General features: G+C 70.9%; 17 protein-coding genes. 3 read left to right on the plus strand and 14 right to left on the minus strand.

Annotation, left to right across the window (positions count from 1 at the left end; translation table 11 throughout):
• Nucleotides 1–75 precede the first annotated feature (75 nt).
• The 8 genes from AB0395_RS10605 to pobA all read right to left on the minus strand — a co-directional run bounded on the left by AB0395_RS10605 (nt 76) and on the right by pobA (nt 9,030).
• Complete coding sequence (locus AB0395_RS10605) at nt 76–2,190, minus strand: xanthine dehydrogenase family protein molybdopterin-binding subunit (protein WP_366279025.1); 2,115 nt, start codon at nt 2,188–2,190, stop codon at nt 76–78.
• A complete protein-coding gene (locus tag AB0395_RS10610) occupies nt 2,187–3,173 on the minus strand; it encodes a xanthine dehydrogenase family protein subunit M (protein WP_366279026.1) in 987 nt (328 codons plus the stop codon). Before AB0395_RS10610 ends, AB0395_RS10605 begins: the two co-directional genes overlap by 4 nt.
• Entirely contained in the window at nt 3,170–3,757 is a 588-nt protein-coding gene (locus AB0395_RS10615; RefSeq protein WP_366279195.1) for a 2Fe-2S iron-sulfur cluster-binding protein, read from the minus strand. Before AB0395_RS10615 ends, AB0395_RS10610 begins: the two co-directional genes overlap by 4 nt.
• Before the next feature lie 320 nt (nt 3,758–4,077).
• Nucleotides 4,078–5,235 (minus strand): 4-carboxymuconolactone decarboxylase, encoded by a 1,158-nt coding sequence (pcaC, locus tag AB0395_RS10620; protein ID WP_366279028.1) that lies wholly within the window; start codon nt 5,233–5,235, stop codon nt 4,078–4,080.
• Nucleotides 5,232–6,539 (minus strand): 3-carboxy-cis,cis-muconate cycloisomerase, encoded by a 1,308-nt coding sequence (gene pcaB, locus AB0395_RS10625; RefSeq protein WP_366279031.1) that lies wholly within the window; start codon nt 6,537–6,539, stop codon nt 5,232–5,234. Before pcaB ends, pcaC begins: the two co-directional genes overlap by 4 nt.
• Nucleotides 6,529–7,065: a protocatechuate 3,4-dioxygenase subunit alpha gene (gene pcaG, locus AB0395_RS10630; RefSeq protein WP_366279033.1), complete on the minus strand. Its 537-nt coding sequence runs from the start codon at nt 7,063–7,065 to the stop codon at nt 6,529–6,531. Before pcaG ends, pcaB begins: the two co-directional genes overlap by 11 nt.
• Nucleotides 7,062–7,730 carry a protocatechuate 3,4-dioxygenase subunit beta gene (gene pcaH / locus AB0395_RS10635; protein ID WP_366279036.1) on the minus strand — a complete coding sequence of 223 codons (669 nt, stop codon included), beginning with the start codon at nt 7,728–7,730 and terminating at the stop codon, nt 7,062–7,064. Before pcaH ends, pcaG begins: the two co-directional genes overlap by 4 nt.
• A gap of 82 nt (nt 7,731–7,812) precedes the next feature.
• The gene (gene pobA / locus AB0395_RS10640) at nt 7,813–9,030 is read right to left on the minus strand and encodes a 4-hydroxybenzoate 3-monooxygenase (protein ID WP_366279037.1); all 1,218 of its coding nucleotides are present in this window, start codon (nt 9,028–9,030) and stop codon (nt 7,813–7,815) included.
• A gap of 79 nt (nt 9,031–9,109) precedes the next feature.
• On the opposite strand from pobA, the gene AB0395_RS10645 reads away from it, so the two are divergent.
• Nucleotides 9,110–9,898, plus strand: coding sequence for an IclR family transcriptional regulator (locus AB0395_RS10645; protein ID WP_366279040.1), 789 nt, complete (start codon nt 9,110–9,112; stop codon nt 9,896–9,898).
• A 34-nt stretch (nt 9,899–9,932) separates the two neighbouring features.
• On the opposite strand, the gene AB0395_RS10650 is transcribed toward AB0395_RS10645, so the two are convergent.
• From AB0395_RS10650 to AB0395_RS10660, 3 genes are all read right to left on the minus strand, one after another.
• A complete protein-coding gene (locus AB0395_RS10650) occupies nt 9,933–11,309 on the minus strand; it encodes an extracellular solute-binding protein (protein WP_366279042.1) in 1,377 nt (458 codons plus the stop codon).
• A complete protein-coding gene (locus AB0395_RS10655) occupies nt 11,306–13,024 on the minus strand; it encodes a hypothetical protein (protein WP_366279044.1) in 1,719 nt (572 codons plus the stop codon). The genes AB0395_RS10650 and AB0395_RS10655 overlap by 4 nt, the downstream gene beginning before the upstream one ends.
• Before the next feature lie 466 nt (nt 13,025–13,490).
• Entirely contained in the window at nt 13,491–15,659 is a 2,169-nt protein-coding gene (locus tag AB0395_RS10660; protein WP_366279046.1) for a SpoIIE family protein phosphatase, read from the minus strand.
• 481 nt (nt 15,660–16,140) lie between these two features.
• Here AB0395_RS10660 and AB0395_RS10665 point away from each other — a divergent pair, with 481 nt between their 5' ends.
• On the plus strand, nt 16,141–17,355 hold the full coding sequence (locus tag AB0395_RS10665) for a cytochrome P450 (protein ID WP_366279047.1): 1,215 nt from the start codon (nt 16,141–16,143) through the stop codon (nt 17,353–17,355).
• Nucleotides 17,356–17,381: 26 nt separating this feature from the next.
• Here the strand turns inward: AB0395_RS10665 and AB0395_RS10670 are convergent, their stop codons facing one another.
• Together AB0395_RS10670 and selA are read right to left on the minus strand one after the other, a co-directional pair.
• Nucleotides 17,382–19,202, minus strand: a complete 1,821-nt coding sequence (locus tag AB0395_RS10670) for a SelB C-terminal domain-containing protein (protein WP_366279049.1) — start codon at nt 19,200–19,202, stop codon at nt 17,382–17,384.
• The gene (selA, locus tag AB0395_RS10675) at nt 19,202–20,491 is read right to left on the minus strand and encodes an L-seryl-tRNA(Sec) selenium transferase (protein WP_366279052.1); all 1,290 of its coding nucleotides are present in this window, start codon (nt 20,489–20,491) and stop codon (nt 19,202–19,204) included. The genes AB0395_RS10670 and selA overlap by 1 nt, the downstream gene beginning before the upstream one ends.
• A 267-nt stretch (nt 20,492–20,758) precedes the next feature.
• Here selA and AB0395_RS10680 point away from each other — a divergent pair, with 267 nt between their 5' ends.
• Complete coding sequence (locus AB0395_RS10680; protein ID WP_366279054.1) at nt 20,759–21,022, plus strand: hypothetical protein; 264 nt, start codon at nt 20,759–20,761, stop codon at nt 21,020–21,022.
• Nucleotides 21,023–21,182: 160 nt separating this feature from the next.
• Here AB0395_RS10680 and AB0395_RS10685 read toward each other — a convergent pair whose 3' ends face one another.
• Nucleotides 21,183–22,844 (minus strand): TROVE domain-containing protein, encoded by a 1,662-nt coding sequence (locus AB0395_RS10685; protein ID WP_366279056.1) that lies wholly within the window; start codon nt 22,842–22,844, stop codon nt 21,183–21,185.
• Between the last annotated feature and the right edge of the window lie 769 nt (nt 22,845–23,613).

Raw genomic sequence — 23,613 nt, forward strand, 5'->3', positions numbered from 1 at the left:
ACGAGCAGGCCGGGCGCCGCGTCCGCGAGTCCGCGGCTCACCCGAAGAAGAAGAGGGGCGTGGCCCGTGCCGGGCTCAGCGCACGAGCCTGTCGAGGCGGATCGGCAGGTCGCGGACCCGGACGCCGGTCGCGTGGTGCACCGCGTTCGCCACGGCGGCCGCGGTGCCGACGATGCCGATCTCCCCGATTCCCTTGGCCCCCATCGGATTGAGGTAAGGGTCGTCCTCCTCGACCCAGACCGCCTCGACGTCCCGCACGTCCGCGCAGGCCGCGACGTGATACTGGGCGAAGTCGTGGTTGAGGTAGTCGCCGAACTCATGGTCCATGACGCTCTCCTCGAGCAGCGCCATCGACAGGCCCATGGTCATGCCGCCGATGAACTGCGAGCGGGCGGTCTTCGGGTTGATGATCCGGCCCGCGGCGAACACGCCGAGCAGCCGCAGCACCCGGGTCTCCCCCGAGTCGGGGTCGACGCCGACCTCGGCGAACTGGGCGCCGAAGGCGTGCTGCGCGAAGCGCCGCTCAGCGCCGACCTCTCGCGTGGTGTCCGCGGCGGTTTCGAGGCCGCCCTGGGGCACCTCGCCGCCCCTCAGGTCCAGTTCCCCGACGAGTGCCTCGCAGGCCCTGACCACGGCCGTGCCCCACGAGGCCGTGCCCATCGAACCTCCGGCGAGCGAGGCGTCGGGCAGCGCGCTGTCGCCGATCTCCACGCGGACCCGCTCCGGCGAGGCGCGCAGCGTGTCGGCGGCGATCTGGGTCAGCACGGTCCTGGCGCCGGTGCCGATGTCGGCGGCGGCGATCCGTACGGTGAACGTGCCGTCGGGCTCGACGCGGGCGGTCGCCTGGGAGGGGCGGCGGTAGACCGGGTAGGTGGACGCCGCGACGCCGGTGCCGACCAGCAGGCCGTCCCTGAGCCTGATCCCCGGCGCCGGATCGCGTCCCGCCCAGCCGAACCTGCGCGCCCCCTCGCGCAGGCAGGCCACCAGGTTGCGCGAGCTGAACGGCAGGCCGCTCTCCGGGGCGGCGCCGGGCTCGTTGCGGATCCGCAGCTCGACCGGATCGATCCCGCAGGCGAAGGCCAGCTCGTCCAGCGCCGACTCCAGGGCGAACATGCCGGGGGCCTCCCCAGGCGCGCGCATCCAGGAGGGGGTCGGGACGTCGAGCCTGACCAGCCGGTGGGTGGTGCGCCGGTTGGGCGCGGCGTACATCATCCGGGTTGGCGTGGTGGTCTGCTCGGCGAACTCCCTGATCCTGGAGCTCTGCTCGAACGCGTCGTGGACGATCACGCTCAGCCGTCCCTCCACGTCCGCGCCGAGCCGTACCCGCTGGATCGTTGGGGTGCGGTAGCCGATCACCGCGAACATCTGCTGCCGGGTCACCGCGAGCTTGACGGGCCGCCCCGCGTGCTTGGCGGCGAGCGCGGCGAGCACGACCGGTGACAGGGGCGCCCCCTTCGACCCGAAGCCACCGCCCACGTGCGGGGAGATCACCCGGACGTTCGCGGGCGGCAGGCCGAACAGCGGCGCGATGATGTTGCGGACCGAGGGGGCGCCCTGGGTCGAGTCGTAGAGCGTCAGCCCGTCTCCGTCCCACACGGCGACCGTGGCGTGCGGCTCCATCGGATTGTTGTGCTCGGCGGGCGTGCTGTAGGTCTCGTCGACCACCACTTGGGCGTCGGCGAGCGCGGCGTCCGGATCGCCCTGTTCGGTGTCGGCGGGGTAGAACGGGTTGACCCGCTCCGGGCGGTACATCTCCGGGTGGTCGGCGCGCAACTCGACATCGTGCTCCTCGGCCTCGTACTCGACCCGCAGCAGCCTGGCCGCCTCCCTGGCGTTCTCCAGCGTCTCGGCGACCACGACCGCGATGTACTGGCCCCGGTAGGCGACCCTGCGTGACTGGAGCACCGACAGCTCGGCGTTCTCCGCGGGAGCCAGCCTGGGCGCGTTGCCGTGCCAGATGGCGGCGATCACGCCGGGAAGCTTGATCGCAGCATCGACGTCGACCGCGCGGATCTCGCCCCTGGCGACGGTTGCCTGCACCGGCACGGCGTACGCCAGATCGTCCGGGGAGTACTCGTAGGCGTACCTGGCCCGGCCCGTCACCTTCTCCAGGCCTTCGACCCGGTCCAACGCCGAGCCGACGTACGGCACGGCCGTGCTCGGCGCCGTGCTCGTCGCCGTGGTGGTCATGATGTCTCCACGAGGTCGATGAGAGTGCGTACCAGCACGTTGCGGGTCAGCGGGACCTTGAACGCGTTGTCCGCCAGCGGCCGCGCCGCGGCCAACTCGGCGTCCGCGGCCCTGGCGAACACTGCCTCCGTCGCGGCCGAGCCGCGCAGTGCCGCCTCGGCCGTCTCGGCCCGCCACGGCGCGTGGGCGACGCCGCCGAGCGCGATCCGGCAGTCGCGCACGACCCCGTCCGCCACGTCGAGGGCGGCGGCGACGGAGACGACGGCGAACGCGAACGACGCCCTGTCTCTGACCTTGCGGTAGCGCGACCTGGCCGCGAACGGCAGCGGCGGCACCTCGACCGCGGTGACCAGGTCCCCGGGGTCCAGCACGGTGTCACGGTCCGGCTCGTCGCCCGGCAGCCGGTGCAGCCCCGGCATGGGCACGGTGCGGGGGCCGTCGGCGCCCTCGACGTGGACGATCGCGCCGAGCGCGGTCAGGGCGACCGCCATGTCGGACGGGTGGGTGGCCACGCAGCTCTCCGAGTGGCCGATGATCGCCAGGTTGCGGTGGTCGCCCGCCCTGGCCGGGCATCCGGTGCCCGGCTGCCGCTTGTTACAGGGTTTCGTGACGTCCTGGAAGTAGGAGCAGCGGGTGCGCTGCAGCAGGTTGCCGCCGACGGTCGCCATGTTGCGGATCTGGCCGGAGGCTCCCGCGAGCACCGCCTGGGCGAGCATCGGGTGGCGGCGCCGTACGAGGGGGTCGGCGGCCAGGTCGCTGTTGCGCACGCCCGCGCCGATCAGCAGGGCGCCGTCCGCGCTCTCCTCGACCGCGCCGGAGGAGATCCTGCTGACGTCGACCAGGGTCTCAGGGACGGCTACGCCGAGGCGCATCAGGTCGACCAGGTTCGTGCCGCCCGCGAGGTACATGGTGTTGGGCCGCTCGGCGGACGCGGCGACCGCGGACGGCGCGTCCGCCGCCCGCAGGTAGGCGAAGGGTCTCACCGCGCCACCTCCCCGATGGCCGCGACGATGTTGACGTAGGCCCCGCAGCGGCACAGGTTGCCGCTCATGCGCTCGCGAATCTCGTCGTCGTCGAGCCTGATCCCGCCGCCGGGCGGAGCCCCGCGCCCTGTCCCTGCCCTGTCATCGCCCCTGTCACTGGCCCCGTCAGCGGCCCCGTCACCGGCCCTGCCGCCCGTGTCCCGGGTGACCGCGCTCGGCCATCCCGCCGCCGCCTCCGCCAGCATGCCGACCGCCGAGCAGAGCTGGCCGGGCGTGCAGTATCCGCACTGGAAGGCGTCGTGTTCGATGAACGCCGTCTGCAGCGGGTGCGGCCCGTCGTCGTCAGCCAGTCCCTCGACCGTGACGATCTCCCTGTCGTCCAGGGTCACCGTCAACGTCAGGCAGGACTTCACCCTCCGCCCGTCGACCAGCACCGTGCACGCCCCGCACTGCCCATGGTCGCAGCCCTTCTTCGCGCCGGTCAGGTCGAGCCGCTCCCGCAGCGTGTCCAGGAGCGTCTCACGGGTGTCCACGGTGAGCGGACAGCGATCCCCGTTGACCGAGACCCGGATGTCGACCGTGATCGGAGACGGCGCCGATGCCGTTGTCTCTGATCCTGTGATGTGCGCTTCAGGATTCACGGGCGCTCTCCTACCCACTCGTCCACCCCCTTATCTCCGGGTTGACCGACGAGCTTTTGACCATAGACCCAGCTAAATCCCCATATCCGCACGGATGTCTCCGGCCGCGCCGCCGTATGACGGCGCGGACCGCCACATGACGGCGCGGACCGCCACATGACGGCGCGGACCGCCACATGACGGCGCGGACCGCCACATGACGGCGCGGGCCGCCGGGGCGTGGGGGCGGGCGGGGACCGGGGCGGGCGGCGCGGATCCGGGGCTCAGCCCGCCGTCCACTCGGCCAGCGTCCGCTGCGCCACCGCGAAGGCGGCGTTGGCCGCGGGCACCCCGCAGTAGATCGCGGTCTGGAGCAGGACCTCCTTGATCTCATCGGGAGTGAGCCCGTTGCGCAGGGCCGCGCGGACGTGCATGGCCAGCTCGTCCAGGTGTCCGCCGGCGACGAGCGCGGTCAGCGTGACGCAGCTGCGGGCCCGGCGGTCGAGACCGGGCCGGTTCCAGATCTCATCCCAGGCGTAACGGGTGATGAGGTCCTGGAAGTCGCGGGTGAAGTCGGTGGTCGCGGCCACCGCGCGGTCGACGTGCGCGTCGCCGAGAACCTGCCGCCGGGTCCGCGTTCCCTCGGTCCCGCCGTCGTCGCGGAGGTGGCGGGTGATCGCGGCGGTGACCGTCCCGGGCCGCTCGACGTTCGCCAGGTGGGCCGCTCCCCGCACCACCGTGAGCAGCGCGCCCGGGATGCCCTCGGCCAGGGTGACGGCGTGGCTGACGGGTGTGGCGGGGTCGTCCGCGCCCGCGACGACGAGGGTCGGCGCGGTGATGGCCCCGAGCCCTCCGGTGAGGTCGTAGGCCGCGATGGCCTCACAGCAGGCGGCGTACGACTCGGGGTCGGTGCCGTACGGCATCCGCAGCACCCTGCTGATCGCCTCCGCCTCGCCCGCGTCGTGGCCCTCGGCGCCGGGGAGGTCCTTCGCCCGGTGAGAGGTGAACCAGCGGGCGGGCAGGACGTCGGCGAGCGGCTTCATGCCGTCCCGCCGTACAGCCTCGGCACGCTCGAGCCACGGCTCCGGCTCCCCGAAGCGGGCGGAGGTGCAGCACAGCACCAGATGGCTCACCCGCTCGGGAACCCGGGCGGCGACGGTGGCCGCGACCGCGCCGCCGAGGGAGATCCCGCCGATCGCGAACCTCTCCTCACCGGCCAGTTCCCCGATCAGACCGAGTACGGCGTCCGCGAGCAAGCCGACGGTCACCTCGGTCGCGGGCGCCGAGCCGCCATGGCCGGGCAGGTCGTAGCGGAGCACCCGCCACGAGGCGGCCAGCGCCTCGAGCTGCGGCTCCCAGACGTCCATCGTGGTGCCCAGGGAGGGCCCGAGCACGAGGAGCGGCGCCCAGGCGGGGCCGTCGAGACGGTGGCTGAGCTTCAAGACTGCTCCCGGTATGCGGTGAGGACGCGGTCGATGAGAGGCTGCGCCGCCCCCAGATAGTCGTTCGGGTCGAACATCTCCGCGGGGACCTCGCCCGCGAGCACCTCGTCGAGCGGCCCGTCCTGACCGGCCGCCCGGTCGAGCCTGTCCCTGCCGAGCAGGGCGGTGAGGCGTTCGGAGACGATCCGGCCGCCGGTGAGGTCCGTGTTGGCCCGCATCCGCTCGGGGAAGACCCGCAGCCCGCCGAGCAGTTCCGCGGCCGTCTCGGCCGCGCCCGCGGTCAGCCGCAGGCACTCGCGCACCGGGTGCCACTCGGCCTGCCACGCGCCCGCGGCCCGCTCGTGCTCCGCCAGCTGCGCTGAGGCCAGGAGCTGCGCGTACACCGGGACCTGGAGGGCGGCTGAGCGGACGAGCACCGCCAGCGCGGGGTTGCGCTTGTGCGGCATCGCGGAGGACCGCCCGCCCGAGGACTCGGCGACCTCGCCGACCTCGGTCTGCGCCAGCAGGATCACATCGAGGGCCACCTTGCCGAGGGCACCCGCGGTCTGGGCGAGGGCGGCTCCCAGCTCGGCGACGACCGACCGTTCCGCGTGCCAGGGCACCAGAGGCGCCCGCAGCCCCAGTTCTTCGGCGAACAGGCCGGCGAGCTCCGGGTCGCCGCCGAGCGCGGCCAGGGTTCCCGCGGCCCCGCCGAGCTGGGCGGGCAGGCGCAGGGCCCGAAGCCGGTCTCGCGCACCGAGCAGTCCGGCCAGCCACCCCGCGGCCTTCAGCCCGAAGGTCGTCGGCACGGCGTGCTGCCCAAGCGTCCTGGCCGCCATCAGGGTGTGGCGGTGGGTCTCCGCCAGCTCGGCGAGCGTGGCCATGGCCAGGCCGAGCCGGGAGACGGTGATCTCGACCGTCTCGCGGCAGACCAGCATGGCGGCGCTGTCGAGGATGTCCTGGCTGGTCGCTCCTCCGTGAACGTACCGCGCGGCCTCCGGCGCCACCTCGGCCACGGCCCGTCTCAGCTCGGCGACCAGCGGGACGACGGGGTTGGCCGCCTGCCTGGCCCGCAGGGCGAGGTCCGCGAGGTCGACGGTGACCGTACCGGCCACCTGCCCGATCACGCGGGCGGCGTCCTGCGGCACCGTTCCCGCCCGCGCCTGGGCGCGGGCCAGCGCCGCCTCCGCCTCCAGCATGGCGCGCAGCCACGCCTGGTCCGAGGTCGCCGCCTCGGCCGCTGTGCCGGCCCTGACGGGGGTGAGCAGCCCGGTGTCCTGGCCGCTTGTGAGGGGTCCCCGGCCGGGACCGCTGTCAGAATTCAAGGAAGACCGTCTCCTTCTCGCCCTGGAGCCTGATGTCGAACCGGTAGCCCTCGCCGTCGGGCTCGGCGATGAGGGTCGCCCTGCGCGCCGGGTCGAGGGCGTCGAGCAGCGGGTCGGGGCCGTCCTCCAGGTAGATGCGGGTGGCGACAGAGCGCAGCAGCCCCCTGGCGAAGACCAGCAGTGCGAAGTACGGCCCCGCGGGCCTGGCGGTGCGGAACCGGTAGGACCCGTCGGGCTCGGTGGGGCAGCGCCCGAATCCGGAGACGCCCTCGCCCGTGCGGTCCAGCGCGCCCCCGGTGCCGGTTTCGCCGAGCCACAGCTCGAGCAGGGCGTCCGGCACGGGCTCGCCCGCCCCGTCCAGCACGCGCCCCGTGATCGTGATCGCCCCCGGATGCCCCTCCCCGACCAGGTCGGGGCCGCCGGGATACGGCAGGGCGTAACCGAAGAACGGCCCGACGGTCTGGGACGGGGTCGGCCCGGCGGCCCGGGAGGGAACCGGGGCTGGGGCGGGGAAGAGGGTGGTCACGACTCCTCCGTCGGGGTATGGCCGAGCACGACGTCGAACCGGTAGCCAAGCGCCCATTCGGGCTCGGTGGTCTCCAGGTCGAAACGGGCGATGAGCCGCTCGCGGGCCGCGGGGTCGGGGATGGACTGGAAGATCGGGTCGTAGGGGAACAACGGGTCCCCCGGAAAGTACATCTGGGTGACGAGGCGCTGGGTGAACGCGGTGCCGAAGACGGAGAAGTGGATGTGCGCGGGACGCCAGGCGTTGTGGTGGTTACGCCAGGGGTAGGCGCCCGGCTTGATCGAGACGAACCGGTAGCGGCCCTGGTCGTCGGTCAGGCACCGTCCGGCGCCGGTGAAGTTCGGGTCGAGCGGCGCGGGGTGCTGGTCACGCTGGTGGGCGTAGCGCCCGGCCGCGTTCGCCTGCCAGATCTCCAGCAGGGTGCCGGGAACCGGGCGGCCGGCGGAGTCGAGGATCCTGCCGGTGACGATGATCCGCTCGCCGATCGGCTCGCCCACGTGGTGGCGGGTCAGGTCGGCGTCCAGCCCGCCGAGCTCGCCGTGCCCGAAGACCGGGCTGGTCAGCTCGACGGCGTCCGGGTCGGCGGTGAGCGCGACGGGTGGCCGGGACGGTGCCCGCAGGATGCTGCTGCGGTAGTCGGGGCTCAGGTAGGGAGGGTGGGTCATGATGTTCCTTCGAGGACGAGGGCCAGTCCCTGCCCGGCGCCGATGCCCGCGACCGCCTCGGCCGCGGTCCGCGCTGTTTTCGTCATTCGATCACCTCTCGCGCCTGTGGCGTCGTCTGGGCGGGGTCGGGGAGGTCACGCTCGTACGGCAGGCCGACGTAGTTCTCCGCCAGCGTGACCGCGGCGGCCTCTGAGGAGGTCACGTAGTCCAGGTGGGACATCTGCAGCCGCCGCGCGTACGCGTCGTCGGTCTCGAAGGTGTGCAGCAGCGTCGTCATCCACCAGGAGAAGTGCTGTGCCCGCCACACCCGTTTCAGGCAGGTCTCCGAGTAGGCGTCGAGCAGGTCGGCGGAGCCGGTGGCGTACCAGTGCGCCAGCGCCTCGGTCAGCACCCGGACGTCCGCGACCGCGAGGTTGAGCCCCTTGGCCCCGGTCGGGGGGACGATGTGCGCGGCGTCGCCCGCCAGGAACAGCCTGCCGTACCGCATGGGCTCGGCCACGAAGCTCCGCATGGGGGTCACCCCCTTTTCGACGATCTCCCCGGTGGCGAGGGTGAAGCCGGGCACCGTCTCGAGGCGGGCGCGCAGTTCCGCCCAGATCCGCTCGTCGGGCCAGTCCGCGATGTCCTCACCGGCGGGCACCTGCAGGTAGAAGCGGCTGATCTCCGGCGAGCGCATGCTGTGCAGGGCGAAGCCGCGCTCGGTCCAGGCGTAGATCAGCTCCTCGGCCGACGGCTCGACGCGGGCCAGAACGCCGAGCCACGCGAACGGGTACTCCCGCTCGTAGACGGTGAGGGCATCGCCGGGGATGGAGGCCCGGGACACACCGTGGAAGCCGTCGCAGCCCGCGATGACGTCGCAGTCCAGCCGCTCGCCACCGAAAGTGAGATGGGGCCGGTCGGTTCCGGCGTCGTTGACGGCCACGTCTCCGACCTCGAAACGGACGTCCCCGCCCGCGGCGAGGCGGGCGGCGATCAGGTCCTTGACCACCTCCTGCTGGCCGTAGACCGTGATGGCTCGGCCGGGGACCAGCCGCTCGAAGGCCACCCGGTGGCCCGCGCCGCCGTAGCGCAGCTCGATGCCCCGGTGGACGAGACCCTCCCGCGTGAGGCGGTCGCCGACCCCCGCGGCGACGAGGGTTTCGACCGTCCCCTGCTCCAGCACTCCCGCCCGCACCCGCCGCTCCACGTGGTCGCGGCTGCGACGTTCGAGGACCACCGAGTCGATGCCGCGCAGATGAAGCAGGTGGGAGAGCAGGAGCCCCGCGGGCCCGGCTCCGATGATCCCGACCTGAGTTCGCATGGGGAGAGCATGGTGGACCCGGCGGGGAAAACCGAGCCCCGCCTTCCACTGGACGGAAGACAGGGGGGAGGATTTTCCTTTGGGACTCGGTGGAGAGGGGTGGGCGATGGCCGGTGGCTCGCGGGAGCCAGGGCGCTCCGTGACGTCGAAGGCCCTGGCCATCCTGGGCGCCTTCGACGCCGACCATCCCCAGCTCAGCCTCACCGACATCGCCCGGCGTAGCGGAGTCGCCCTGACGACCGCGCATCGTCTGGTCGGGGAGCTGGAGTCCTGGCAGGCACTGAGCCGTACGGCCGACGGACGGCTGCGGATCGGCCTTCGGCTGTGGGAGCTCGGCCAGCTCGCACCGAGCAGGTTGCAGGACGTCGCCCATCCGTGGCTGCAGGAATTGTTCGCCGACACCGGAGAGAACGTCCACCTGGCCGTCCGGGACGGCCTCGAGGTGCTCTACGTCGACAAGGTGCACGGCAGGCGGGCCGTACAGCTCGTCTCCAGGACCGGCGGCCGCCTGCCCATGCATCCGACGGGGGTCGGCAAGGCCCTGCTGGCCCACGAGCCCGACTGGTTCCTGAGCTCCTACCTGGCGCGCAAGCTGGAGCGGCCGACCCCGCACACGATCATTGAGCCGGGGAGGCTCGCCCGCGAGCTGGCCTCGGTGCGCGCCCAGGGCTACGCGTTCACCTTCGAGGAGATGAGCCTGGGCGCCTGCTCGGCGGCGGCGCCGGTCGTCGTCGACGGCAGGGCGGTCGCCGCCGTCGGGGTCGTCCTGTCGTCCCGGCGGGCCAGGGAGCTTCAACGTCTGGTCGACCCGCTGCTGCGGGTCACCGCCCAGATCGCCCGTGCCTACGCCGAGTCACGAACGCTCTAGCGAAGGCGTCCGGCTGGACCACACGGCCATCGCGTCAGGCGCACGAGGTGGCGCCGGTCAGCTTGCCGAACTCCTCGCACATTCGTTTCTCGTCGAGATCTGTCTCCCCTCTCATGGCCCTGATCAGGTTGGAGCGCAGGTGCCGGCTGTATTCGGGATACCAGGTCTCCAGAGGGCGCGCCCTGGCCTTGTCGAGAGAGACCTTCGTCTGCTCGATGAAGAAATCCAGGTCCTTCTGAGAAAGCGGTCGGCCGCTGGAGTCACTCTCATCGGTACCGCAGCCCGGTCTCCTGCCGGTGTGCGCATAGGAGGGGTGCCACGGGGAGCCGTAGCCACCGCAGACGAACGTCTGCCCCACCCTTTCCGCGGAGGTCATCCAGACGACGAAGTCGGCCGCGGCGTCCCGCAGGGGGGAGCCGCCGGTGACGGCGAGATTCTGCCCGCCCAGCACTCCGGGCCACGGCAGGGCGACCACGCCGAGGTTGGTTCCCTCGTCACCCGGTCTCTTGAAGGCCGGCGCGTTGACGAGCTGGTGGTAGGCGTAGGACCAGTTGCGCAGGAAGACGGCTCCGCCCTCCCGGAAACGCTCCAGACTGCCCTTCTCGTTGTCTCCCTGGATATGGCCCGCTCTGTACTCCCCCACCAGGTGATTCAAGGCCGCGACGCAGTTGGCGTCCAACGTGATGTGATCGCCTCCCCCGGACCAGATGGCCTCGAGCGCGTTGACGCTGAGCCCCTCGTAGTCGTCGAACTGCCCGACGTAGGCCACGGCGCCGTCGTTCAGGGCGCCGCGCTTCTTCGGGGACGCCAGCACCTCCTGTCCCATCTTCACCGCCTCCTCGAACGTGCCAGGGGGGTTCTCGACGAGATCTTTCCGGTAGAACAACAGCGGGACGTTGGAGGCGAAGGGAAGCCCGTAACAGGTGGTGTGACCGCCGTCCGAGCGAACCGTGGTCTTCCACGCCTTCTCGTAGAGGTCCGCTTGGCGCACCTTCCGCAGTCCCGCCTCGGGGAACGGGGCGAGATAACCGTAGGAGATCAACGAGGCCATCCACGCGACATCGACGTTGACGACGTCGTACCTGTGGTCGCCCGTCTGGGCCGCCGCGGCGATCTCGCTGAACTGCTGGTCGGTGGTCCCCTCAAGCTCGACCAGCTGCACCGATATCCTCGCCGGCGGCGAACCGGGCAGGGCCAGGTTCGCCTGCCTGCTCCACGCTTCGGCGAAGTGGCGACGCTGGTCTCCCACGCTTATCTCCTCCCCCGTGAGTAGGAAGATCTCCTTGTGCGCCGGGAGGTCGCCGTAGCGTCTGCGGTCGTCCCATATCCGGGCTCCGCTCCCCAGCGCGGCCCCGCCCACCAGGATTCCCGCGGCGGCCAGCAACCGTCTTCGGGAGAGCGGGCCGTTCACGACGAGCTCCGGACACGCAGGGATCTCATCAGCTTGTCGATCACCGTGGCGTCGTCGTCCCGGGCTATCCCCTCTATGCACCGTTCTTTGAGCGGTCTCAGTTCGGGAGCGGTGCAGTCGTAGGGGCCGACGGGCAGGATGTACAGCTTCATGCCCATCTTCCGGAGCTCCGAGCGCAGATTCTCAGCCGTGAACGGGCCTCTGCTGTCGGCGTCTGTGATCAGAATGATGGTCTTCCCCTTCCTCTTCTCGTCATAGACGGCGTCGCGGGCGGCGCGAAAGATCTCCGAACTCCGCCCGTTCGCCTCAAGACGGTCGATCTCACCGGGGAACGTGTCACGGCCGACGGCGGCGGGTGGGTTTCCTCCGCCGTTTCTCGGAAACACCGACAATCCGAGGTGATCGTGGCCGCTGAGCCGGTCGTCGAGTTCGAGCGCCAGCCGTTTCGCCCGGTTCAGACTGGAGCCGCCCCGGCTGGTGTACTTGTTCATCGAACCGGAGACGTCGATCAGCACGACCGCGTCGACCGAGGTCCTGGCGCTGTAGTACTGGTCGACCTTCGCGTCGGGAGAGGGTTCCGGCGCCGCGGTCGTGGGAAACGCGCTCACCGGAAACTGGGAGGTCGACACCTTCGTGGCGTATTTCTCCCGCAGCCAGCCCAGGAACACGTCGATCGCGGCGTCGTGGTCGCGCCCGGCCCCTCCTGGCCATCGCACCCGAATGACGGGGATGTTCGTCTGCGAGACGTCCGGCAGTTCCACGGGAAAGAACGAGGGGGTCCGCGCGGTCATCCGGATGGCGGGACAGGGGCTGGATGAATTGTTCTCCGGGTTCCCGCTGATCGGTATCGCCTCGTTGTAGATGTTCACCGCGTACAGCGGTGCGATGACGGCCAGCTTGTTCACGGCGTCTTCGCCGACGCTCTTCGAATTGACCGAAACGCACATGGCCGCCAGCGACGATCTCAACGGGATCTTTCCCGAGGACGGGGTGACGGATTCCTCCGTCTTCTCGAGTTCTCTCGCGTTCTTTCCCTGATAAAGAGCGAAGGTGGCCAGCATGCCCGCGTGGGAGCTCTCCGGGAACGGCCGCACGACGGTCAGGCCCTTGCCCGTCACGCTCTCCACCAGTTGCCCGACCGGTTGCCTGCCGTTCCCTATCCCGTCGTTCTGAAGCTCCTCGACGGAATCCGCGGGAACGGCCAGCACCACGGGAGAGGTCCCGAGAGATCCCTCATCGGTCAGCAGCGCCCGCCCCGGCCGCTCGAGGATCCTCTTCACCTGGTCCGGGGAGTCGAGAACCAGCATGTCCGGCCGCGGGGAGGGGATGAGCCGGAAGCCGTGGGAGTTCTTCGCCGAGGAGGGATACCAACTGCTCGACAGATTCGCCTGGACCTTCTCCCAGCCGTCGAAGGAACTGACCACGACCGTGATCGCGCATGCTTTCGGGGATTCCTGCCCGAACTCCGCGGCGAGTGCCCGTATCAGGCCCTCCTCGTCAGGCATCGTGATCACGTTCAGGTCCTGGCGGCTCGCGCAGGCGTTCCCCGCGAGACGGACGCCGGTCGTCCACCATCCCGCGCCGAGGGCGACGGCGAGCAGCCCGAGGTAGGGCACCGCCCGGCGCAGCGGCCTCGCCACTACGGCCCATGCCGCCGAGACCAGCATGACGGCGACCGTGACCAGGAAGGCCAGCACGTATCCAACAATGATCACAATGAACAGGACGAACTGCAGTAAATCCGGAAGTTTCTCTATAGCAGCCACGAAAGCGCTGTGATATGTACGGGCCGCTTCGCCGATTTGATCTCTGAGACGATGGTGCGGACCAGTGGTATCTGGCATGCCGAAGGCCTTTAGGAGAAGACGGATCCCCGGTGAAGGTGATGTTTCCGTAGATACTATGTGGCACGGCAAGCCCCGTTAAAGGGAACTGCTGATTTCCGGATTACGGAGGACTGCATCCTCCTTGAAAGGGATCTCTCACCATAAAGCGACAAAAGCCCTCACAGAGGGCAGCCGTCAAAAAGGGGCTCGCTGAACCTTTCCCCGGAGACCGGCACGCCGCCCCATTTCTCAGTGCGGCGCAGGAGACGGCCCCCAGCGCCCGCCGACGATCCGCCTTGGCCCTGACCGCGCACCTGATCCGGACCGCCCGGGCGGGGAGCCGGGGAACGGAACCTCAGGGACGCGGGTCGTCCCCTGCGGCGAGGCGGAGCAGGAGCAGGGCGATGTCGTCGCTGCGGTGGCTGGTCTGCTGGGCGTGCCGGATCAGAGTGCTCGCCACCTCCTCGAGGGGGCCGTCGCCGGTGCGCGCCAGTTCGGCGCCGAGATCGGCCAGCGCGTCGTCGATGTCGACTCCGGGAGTCTCCACCAGGCCGTCGGTGTAGAGGGCCAGGACGGCGTCCGGCGGCAGCGGAAGTTCCGTGTGCGGGTACTCGACCGAGTGGTCGATGCCCAGCAGCAGGCCTCCGGGGACTTCGACCACGCGCACCTCGCCGTCCGGGTGGCGCAGCAGGGGCTGGGGATGGCCCGCGCGGGCCAGGCAGGCCAGGTTGCGGCGCAGGTCGAGGCGGAGGTAGACGCAGCTGGCGAACAGGCCCGGGTCCAGGTCGACCAGGAGATGGTTGGTCCTGGCCAGCACCTCGCCGGGGTCCGCGCCCGCGGTCGCGTACGCGCGGACCGCGGTGCGTACCTGTCCCATGAGGGCGGCGGCGGTGACATTGTGCCCCTGGACGTCGCCGACGACGGCGGCGACGGTGTCCTCGTCGAGCCTGATGACATCGTAGAAGTCGCCTCCGATGTCCATGCCCTCCGTGCCGGGCAGGTAGCGCGCGGCGGCGCTCAAGCCCGGCAGCCGGGGAAGGGCGTGCGGCAGCAGGCTCTCCTGCAGGGCGTGGGCGAGCTCCAGCTTGGCGTCGTACAGGCGCGCGCGTTCCAGCGCCTGAGCGATCAGGCCGCCGAGCGCGGTCAGCAGGGCGCGTTCCTCGACGGTGAAGCGGTGGCGCCTGGCGAAGGCGAGCACGCAGGTGCCGACGGACCTTCCCGAGGCGATCAGCGGCAGGAACGCCCACGAGGCCATCCCGTCGTCCTGGGCGATGTCCGCGCCGTAGACCTCGTCGAGTTCCTCCTGGGAGCTGAAGAAGCTGGGCACCCCGGTGACCATGGTCCGCACGCTCGGGGCCGGCGAGGTCAGCGACAGGCCGTCGTAGCGTTCCCTGAGGTAGGACGGGTAGCCGCGGTCGCCGACGACGCTCACCCTGTCGTCCTCCGCGACCATCAGGGCCATCCCGTCGCCGCCGAAGGCCGGCATGAGCCGGTTCGCGACCAGGTCGACCACGTCCTGCACGCTGGCGGCCTTGGTCAGCGTGCTGGCCAGGTGGAGGATGTGGTACAGGGCCCCGACCCTGGTGGGAAGCGTCAGGTCGGCGTCGGGGATGGAGGAGGGGTTCTCGGCCTCCGAGGCGGCGAGGGGCACGTCCTCCGCCTCGACCACGGCCGGGGTGACACGCATGGTGACACCGGTCGGCGCGGGGTACAGCTCGAAGGAGAGCCAGCGCTCAGGGGGGCGCAGCGCCACGAACGAGGTCGGCTGCTGGCTGATCATCGCCGCGCGGTAGCGGTCCTCGTAGACCGGGTCGTTGAGCCAGGGCACCAGGGTCCACAGGTAGGAGCCGGTCAGCCGCGCGGAGAGCACGCCGATCAGCTGGGCCGCCCTCGGGGTGACGAAGGTGACGCGGCCGCTGACGTCCAGGCCGCACACCCCTTCCGGCAGGCGCCCCGCCACCGCCGCGATCACCTCGGCGGGCTGCATGGTGGGGGCGGGCAGCACACGTGGCTCCAGGCCCGGGCGCAGCCTGCGCCCCTCCCGGTCCGCCTCCTCGAGCCCCTTGGCCATCTCCTCGGCGGCGGCCGTGAGGCGGTCACGCTCGATCGGGGACAGGTCGCACGCGTGTGAGCCCGCCCACAGGGCGAAGATCGCGCCGTACACGGTCTCGCCGCTGATCAGCGGCAGCGCGGCCAGCGCGAACTCGTAGGGCATGACGAGCGCCGCTCCCGGGTACGCGCGGGCCATCTCCTTCTCGTCGCCGACCCAGACCAGCCGTTCCTCCCGTATCGCGTCGGTCACCGGAATGGGCGTGGCCAGACTCATCTTTTCCCAGGGCTTGATGAAATCGCGGGGCGCGCCCTTCATCACCGCCAGTTCCAGGACCTGCGCGCCCGGTGCCAGCAGGTAGACCGCACCCAGGTGGGCGCCCACGTCCTCCAGGACCCTGGTGAGGTCTTCCGCCAGCATGTCGAGGCCGTTCCTGCGGGAACGGCCGTCGAGGAAAGCGGAGGATTCCGCCACCGTCAGCGCCTCGCCCCCGGCACGCGGCCGGGCTCCTCTACGCCCCCCATGGCCCCTGCCGCACCAGACGTCCCCGTCGTCGCGCGCCTGGGCGCCCGCCCCCGGTGGGCGGACCGGATGGGGGGCTGCGCCGTCCCTCGACACGCCTTACTGCACATATTTGGACGATACTCCCCTTGACCAGTGGGTTTGGGGGACACGCACCCCTGACTCTGTGTCCCGTTCGCGAAATTTGCGCTCTTATGGGGACGGTCTGATGAGGAGATGGGCACGCCGACGGCATGCCACGCCCCGTCCAGGGAGCCGGATGGCCCGCCGAACCCGGTCCCGTCCGCGGGACGCGCTTCTCCAGCCCCACAGGTATCGTCAGAAAGGAACCACGGCACGAAAATCGCAAGATCGCAATTCCTTGCCGGACGTGTCGTCCGGTGGGACGTTTGAGAGCAGCCTTGCCGTCGAGCCCAGGGGGTGCCTTCCGGCCATGGACGATCGCGTCAACGACCACACCGGCCACACAGGTCCCGATGACCTGCCGAAGCTCCCCTTCGACCGGGAAACCCCGCTCGACGTCCCGCAGATGTACCGGACGCTGCAGAACAGTGAGCCGGTGACCCGTGTCCGCACCCCGACGGGCGACGTCGCCTGGCTGGTCTCCGGCTACGAGGAGGCCAGGCAGGCCTTCGCCGACCGGCGGCTCGGCCGCTCGTCCCCCGATCCTGAGCGGGCGGCCAGGATCTCCAACTCGGCCCTGTTCGGCGGCCCGATGGGAAACGTCGAGACGGAGAAGGCCCAGCACGAGCGGATGCGCCGGTTGCTCACGCCCGCCTTCTCCGCCCGCAGGATGAGCGCCCTCGGGCCGCATGTCCAGGAGCTGGTCGACGGGCTGCTCGACCGGTTGGCCGGGCAGCCGCGCCCGGCGGACCTGAGGGAAGGGCTCTCCCTGCCGCTGCCCGTGCTGGTGATCTGCGAGTTGCTCGGCGTGCCGTACGGCGACCGCGAGCACTTCAGGAGACTGGCCGACGCGATGACGGACCTGGAGGACCGGGAGCGGGCCGGGGCCGCGATAGCCGAGCTGGGCAAGTACACCAAGGAGATCATTCTTTCCAAGCGGGCGCACCCGGCCGACGACGTGTTCTCCGACCTGGCGACCATGGACGCGCCCGACGCGGAGATCGCCGCGCTCGCCGCCGGGCTGCTGTTCGCGGGGCACGAGACGACCGTCAACCGGATCGACTACGGCGTGCTGTTGCTGCTGGCCAATCCGGAACAGCGCGACGCCCTGATCGCCGACCCGTCGCTGGCGGACACGGCGGTCGAGGAGATCCTGCGGATGGCGGCACCGGGCAACCACGGCATGCCCCGCTATGCCCACGAGGACGTGACCGTCGGCGGTGTGACGATCAAACGCGGCGAGGCGGTGGTCATCAGCACGACGGCGGCCAACCGCGACGAGCGGGCCTTCGCCGACCCCGACCGCTTCGACATCGCCCGGGAGCTCGACGACCCGCACCTCTCCTTCGGCTACGCGGCCCGTTACTGCATCGGGGCGAGCCTGGCCAGGATCGAGCTGCGCTCGGTGTTCGGCACGCTGTTCCAGCGTTTCCCCACACTGGCCCTCGCCGTTCCCGTCGAGGAGCTGATCGAGCGCGAGAACTCACTCACCGGAGGTTTCGAGTGCATCCCGATCACCTGGTAGCCGGGGAACGTCCGGCCCCACGGCCCTCAGGGGTCCTCAGGGCCCTTCGCGGGACACCTGCGGTGAACCTCGTCCAGCCGCTCGGTCAGCCCGCTGCGGTCGAGGTGCTCAAGCAGCGGCACCGCGACCCTGCGGCTGGTGCCCAGGGCCTGCCTGGCCTGGCTGACCGTGAAGGGCTGGGGCAGCCCGGCCAGCAGCCGCGCGGCCCTGAGGTCCGTACCGGGAAGCAGCACGATCCCGTCAGCGACCCGCAGCAGCATCCCCGACCGTACGGCCGCCGCCAGCTCCCTCGGCCCCAGTCCCAGCTCCGCCAGGCGCCCCGCCTCCGGGGCCAGGAACGGGCGGGCCGACAGCTCGGCGTGCAGCCGCTGAAGCGCGCGGGCGACCGCCGCGGGCAGGCCTGTCTGCGGCCCGCTCACGACGCGCCCGCCCGCCACGGCCAGCGGCGGCCGTACGAGCGCGGTGACCAGCCGCCGTTCCGGCAGGTTCAGCTCGTGACGGGCCGCCTCGACCGGCATGCCGGGTTCCAGCGGATGCGCGACCGCGTACCGCGCGACCACCTCGGCCAGCCGCTCCCCGAGCCGTGACCAGTGCGCGGGATCGGCGTGCCAGTCCCCGCACACGGGCCCGGTTTCGGGGAGGCATCCCATGGCCAGCAGGTCGGCCTCGCGCAGCAACCGGTGCGTGCCCAGCAGCGAGGCCGCGTCGGGCACGGCCTGCGCCAGCTCCGCCGCCCGCTCGCGCGCCGCTCCCCTGCGGCGCAGCGGGGGCGGCCGTAGGTCGAGCACGATCGCTCCGGCGAGCACCCGCACCTCGCCTCTCTCCCTGCCGGGGTCGCGCAGCAGCAGCACGTCGCCCACGTGCAGCGGCAGCGGCCTGGCCAGGCGGAGCCGTACGAGACGGGGGCCGAGCGGCCTGACCGCGCACACCACGGCCGCGGAGCCGATGTGGGCGGTCACCGTGCCCGGCAGGGCGGTCTCGGGCTCGTCCTCCCCTGCCCGGCCCGGGAGGCCGCCCCCGGCATGGCCGTGCGCCCCCACGGGCGAAAGGCGCACGTCGACGAGGTCGACCGGCGTCCACGCGCCGGGGGTGACGAGCGCCTGGCCCCGCTCGGGGACGTCTCCCGCGCGGAGGTTGACCGCCACCCTGGCCACGCCGGTCACCGAGGTCACAGGCTCCTTCAGGCACTCCAGCGCCCGCACCCGCACAGACCCGCCGCCGAGCGCCAGCTCGTCCCCGACGGCGATCCGGCCCGCGGGAAGTGTCCCGGTCACGACCGTGCCGCTGCCGCGCACGCTGAACGCCCTGTCGATCCAGAGCCGCACCGGCGCCCCGGGGGCGGGCGCGGGCAGCCCGGAGACCAGCCGGTCCAGCGCCCGCCGCAACTCACCGACGCCCTGCCCCGTGTGCCCGCTCACCGCCAGCGCCTCAGCCCCGGCCAGGCTTCCCGTGGCCAGGCGGGCCAGGGCCTGCTCGGTCACCTCCCCGGGGTCGGCGAGGTCGGCGCGGGTCACCACGAGCAGGCCGTGCCGTACTCCGAGGGCCTCGAGTGCGACCAGGTGTTCCTCCGACTGCGGCATCCAGCCCTCGTCCGCCGCCACGACGAACATGACAGCGGGCACCGGACCGGCCCCGGCCAGCATCGTGCCCAGGAACCGCTCGTGCCCGGGAACGTCGACGAAGGCCAGCCGCTCACCGGAGGGAAGCGTCGTCCAGGCGTAGCCCAGCTCGATCGTCAGCCCCCTGCGCCGCTCCTCGGCCAACTGGTCGGGCTCCATCCCGGTGAGCGCGCGCACCAGTGTTGACTTGCCGTGGTCGACGTGGCCCGCCGTGGCGACGACGTGCATCAGCCACCCGCCCCGAGGACAGCGCGTGTCACGTCGGCGTCCCTCTCCCGGGGGACGGCCCGCAGGTCGAGCAGGAGCCGGCCGCCCTCGATCCGGCCTGCGACGGGCGGCTCGCCGGTCCGCAGCGGTACGGCGAGCCGTTCCGGCAGGCTCACCGCCGCGCTCGGCAGCGGCACGCCCGGGGCTCCGCCTCCGCCGACGGCGGCCTCGCTCGGCACCGCGACGGCGTCGATCCCCGCCGAAGAAAGCTCCGCGGCGATCGCCTCCGCGCGGTCGAGCAGCGCCACGGGATCAGCGCGCAGCGCCTGGCGGACCGGGGGCTCGGGACCGCGCAGCGTCGCCTCGAGCGCGGCCAGCGTCAGCTTGCCGACCCGCAACGCGCGGGCCAGCGGATGCCGTCCGCACCGCTCGACCAGGTCACGGCGGCCGAGCAGCAGGCCTGCCTGTGGCCCGCCGAGCAGCTTGTCCGCGCTGGCGGTGACCAGGTCAGCTCCTGCCGTCAATGTGCTCGCCGCGTCCGGCTCTTCAGGCAGCAACGGCTCCCGTTCGAGCAGCCCCGAACCGATGTCGGCGACGACGGGCACACCGAGCCCGGTAAGCGCGGCGACGTCGACGGAGCCGGTGAACCCCTCGACCCGGAAGTTCGACGGGTGCACTTTGAGCACGAAACCCGTCCGCTCCCCCACGGCCCGCGCGTAGTCCGCGTAGGTGGTGCGGTTGGTCGTGCCCACCTCACGGAGCCTCGCGCCGGTCGAGACAAGCAGGTCGGGGATACGGAAGCCGTCCCCGATCTCCACCATTTCGCCCCTGCTGATCACGATCTCCCGGTCAGCGGCCAGCGCGGTCGCGGCCAGCACGAGTGCGGCGGCATTGTTGTTGACCACGTGCGCGTCCTCCGCGGCGGGCACGGCCCGCGCGAGCGCGTCGAGGACGCCGCGGCCCCTGCGGGCCCTGACCCCGGCGGCCAGGTCGAACTCGACGTCGGTGTAGCCGGAGGCTGCGACCGCCGCCTCCGTCGCCGCCGCGGACAGGGGCGCCCTGCCGAGGTTGGTGTGGACGAGCACGCCGGTCATGTTGATCACGGGGCGCAGGCTCGCCGCGTACGGCGGAAGCACGGCGAGAGCCTCGTCCGCGACCTCCTCAGGGTCGATCCCGCCCTGCCGCGCCCGCAGCTGGGCCTGCGCCACCGCGTCCTTGACGAGCGACCGCCCCAGCCTCAGGGCCGCTGCCACCAGCCGTGGGTCGGCGAGCACCACGTCGGTGCGGGGCACGCGTCTGCGTGAGTCCATTCCTCGAAAATAGAGCGGAGGGGACGAGAATCCGAACCCGCCGGGCCGACGACCTCGACCTCGGCCTCGTCATCGTCAGAGGTCGATGACGCTCCACCTCGCAGCCAGAGGAACGCAGGAGGCGGCGGACACCGTCATGCGGGGCGAGCAGGCAGACCATGCAGCCGAAGTATAGGGAAATGCGAGGTCCTCATCTTCGACAATTGATGGTCATCTTGGGGTGATCACTCCAGAGCTTCCGACGGACGACCAAGGAGTTCACCCGCAATGAAAATCCGCAGATTCCACGCCGCGGCCATACTCGCGACGGCACTGGGCACCGCCATCCTGACCGGCGCCGCGCCCGCGGTCGCCGCACCCCAGACCGGCGCGCACGTCTCCGATGAGGTCTGGGTGGTCAGGTACGGCCCCTACCCCACCCTGGAACAGTGCCAGGCGCAGCGGGATCTCATCGCGCAGAACGGCGATCCGACCACCCCCTGCACAGGCTCCCCCTCGGTGGGCTACGGCTTCCGGGTGTACATCCGCTGAGAGGCCGGGCAGTCCCGAGAGCGAGCCGCCTCTTTACTCCTTGGCGGTTTTCTGCGGCGCCATCCACGCCGCGTCATGAGGATCGGCGATGCAGATTTTGGATCTCTTGTCTGACAGGTGCGTGAGGAGACAGCTTTCCGCCCCTCACACACCTGTCGAATCAGCTTCGAACGAAGCCGTTCACGACCATCGGCAGCGACGCGTCCACACCCGCCATGTTCAGCACACCGGGGTCTGCCGGATCACCGATCGAGTGGCCTGCGGCGGTCATCGCAGCGACCACGACACGGGCGCCTGGGTTGATGAAAGAGCGGTAGCCGGCCAGGGCCTGGCTGGCGTGCCGGCGGCCCGCCCACGTCTCCCCATCGGTCAACACCACGATGCCGTCCACGGTGAGGCGCTCGCGGGCCGCCCACTGGAAGGGCAGCGACAGGTCGGTGCCGCCTCCTGAGGGCTGCCATGAGGCGATCTCCCGCAGGTTGGTGCGGGACGTCACCTTCGACGTGTGGACGGCCGTATCGACATCGATGACGTGGACGTTGCCGCGCTCAATGCGGGCGAGCATGATCGCCATGGCGCAGCCGACCTCGTAAGGAGTGCCGAGCGGTGACCCGCCTGACATAACCGACGACCAGCTCATCGACCCGGAGGAGTCGACGGCGACGAGGAGTCGCTTGCCGGACGGCTCGACCGCGCCGAACGACAGTTCGTAGGTCTCCTCCAACGCGTCGAGGATCGCCGGGACCGGCTGCCACGTCTGGACGTCAGCACGCGGGTTCGGCTGGGAGCGGCCTGAGGCATAAACGCGCATGGCGAGCCAGGCGTCCATGGGATGGATGCGTGCCTTGAGAAGTACCTCACGGTTGGTGAGGCGTGCGACTGCTCGGGCGGTGGCGTCGCCCATGGGCTTGAGGGTACCAATCCTCGTCATACGGGCAAGGTTGCGGATGAGCGCCGTCATGCCGACCGTGTCGACCAAGGCGTCCCACACAGCGGGCTCTCGCAGCATGACGTCCGGCAGGAACTCCCACGGCACCCGAGCCTCAGTGACAACCCGAACCGCCTCGGTCGGCGTGGTGACGGCCTTCGCGGTGAGGAACCGGTCGATGGCAGGCAGCTCATCGCGGGCCTCATCGTCGGAGACGTTCCCGGCGATCCACCCGAACAGGACCCGGTGCTGGGCGGTCGTGCCTTTAGGGTGCGCGATGCGCAGGGCGTCTCGCAGGGAGAACGCCTCACCTTGCGGAGTCCGCCGCTGCATGGCCTTGCACGCCTTGAACGCAACGGTGTCGGGCTCGTCCCGGAGGAACCAGGAGGCGAGGGCTGTGCGCAAAGCGCGACCCACGACCAGGCTCGAACCGTTGCGAGACGCCTTGCCGCCGAGGTTCTTGAGGTAGCCGACGAACATCGCCAGGTGGTCCGTGGTTCGGACGACCTGCGGGACCGCGGCCTTGACCGCCTGCCGGGTCTGCTGGTCACCGCGGGCGAACGCGGCGGCGAGAGCGAAGATGGCCGGGCGGGGCTTGGGGGCGCGCGGCGGGCGGGCGGTGGAGATGTCCACGATCAGGCCGACAACCCGCGGACCATCCTCGGCGATCGCCTGGAACAGCACGTCGGCGTTCTCTGCCGTCAGCTGGTCCTGGCTCACGTAGTAGGTGCCGCCACATGTTCCAAGCAGTATGAAGTCCTCGATGCGCTCCCAAATGTCCTTACTGAAGACATAGCCGCCGGCGTTGTTGCGGACCTGGTCAGTGCGGCCGGGGATGCGCTGCGTCTGCGGCGTCGTGATCGCGGAGATCCCGGCGAGGGGGTCACGGGCCATGCTGCTCTCCTTCGTTCGACCCGCCCGGAGGCGGATATGCGAAAAGGGGAGCGGATGTGGTGATGTTCGCCGAGTTTAAACAGACGCTCTACCGCTGAGCTACGCCCACCGTGTAGGGCGGGCGGCAGGATTCGAACCTGCGATCTTCTATTCCCGATAACCGGCTGACTTCGACCCGCTCCCCTGCTCGTCAGCCCTGTCGGCGGTGCGGATATGGAGGCTCCGACCGGCGTTTAGGTGTCCTGGGCCGCTAGACGATGGGCCGATGTGGCCGGCCCAGCAGGATTCGAACCTGCGTCACCCGCGTGGAAGGCGATAACCGATCAAGATTCGACCCGCACCACCGACAGGACTGACGAACGATCAGGTCTGGAGTCGGCACGGATATGGGGATGCCCACCGGCCTTTTAGGTGCTCTACCAGCTGAGCTACACAGACCCGAAGTCTGTGACGGGACTCGAACCCGCGGCCACCCCATTAACAGTGGATAACCGATGATGCTTCGACCCGCGCCAACACCAGACCTGACCAGGTCATCGGGCCGGAAGAAGGTGCGGATGTGGGAGTGGGCACCGGCAGCATCTGTTTCGAAGAGATAACCGATGTCCTTCGGCCCACACCATCTCCAGGTCCGATGAACTGGGTGCAACGCTACAGAGCTCGCTGTCTGGAAACATCTCAATTTCCAGGGACGCCGAGAAATGTCAGGCGATCGCTTCGAGCGAATACCTGACACTTCTGAGCCGAGACCCGTATTTCGACTGTAGGG

The organism is Streptosporangium sp. NPDC051023, assembly GCF_040689595.1.
Taxonomy (GTDB): Bacteria; Actinomycetota; Actinomycetes; order Streptosporangiales; family Streptosporangiaceae; genus Streptosporangium.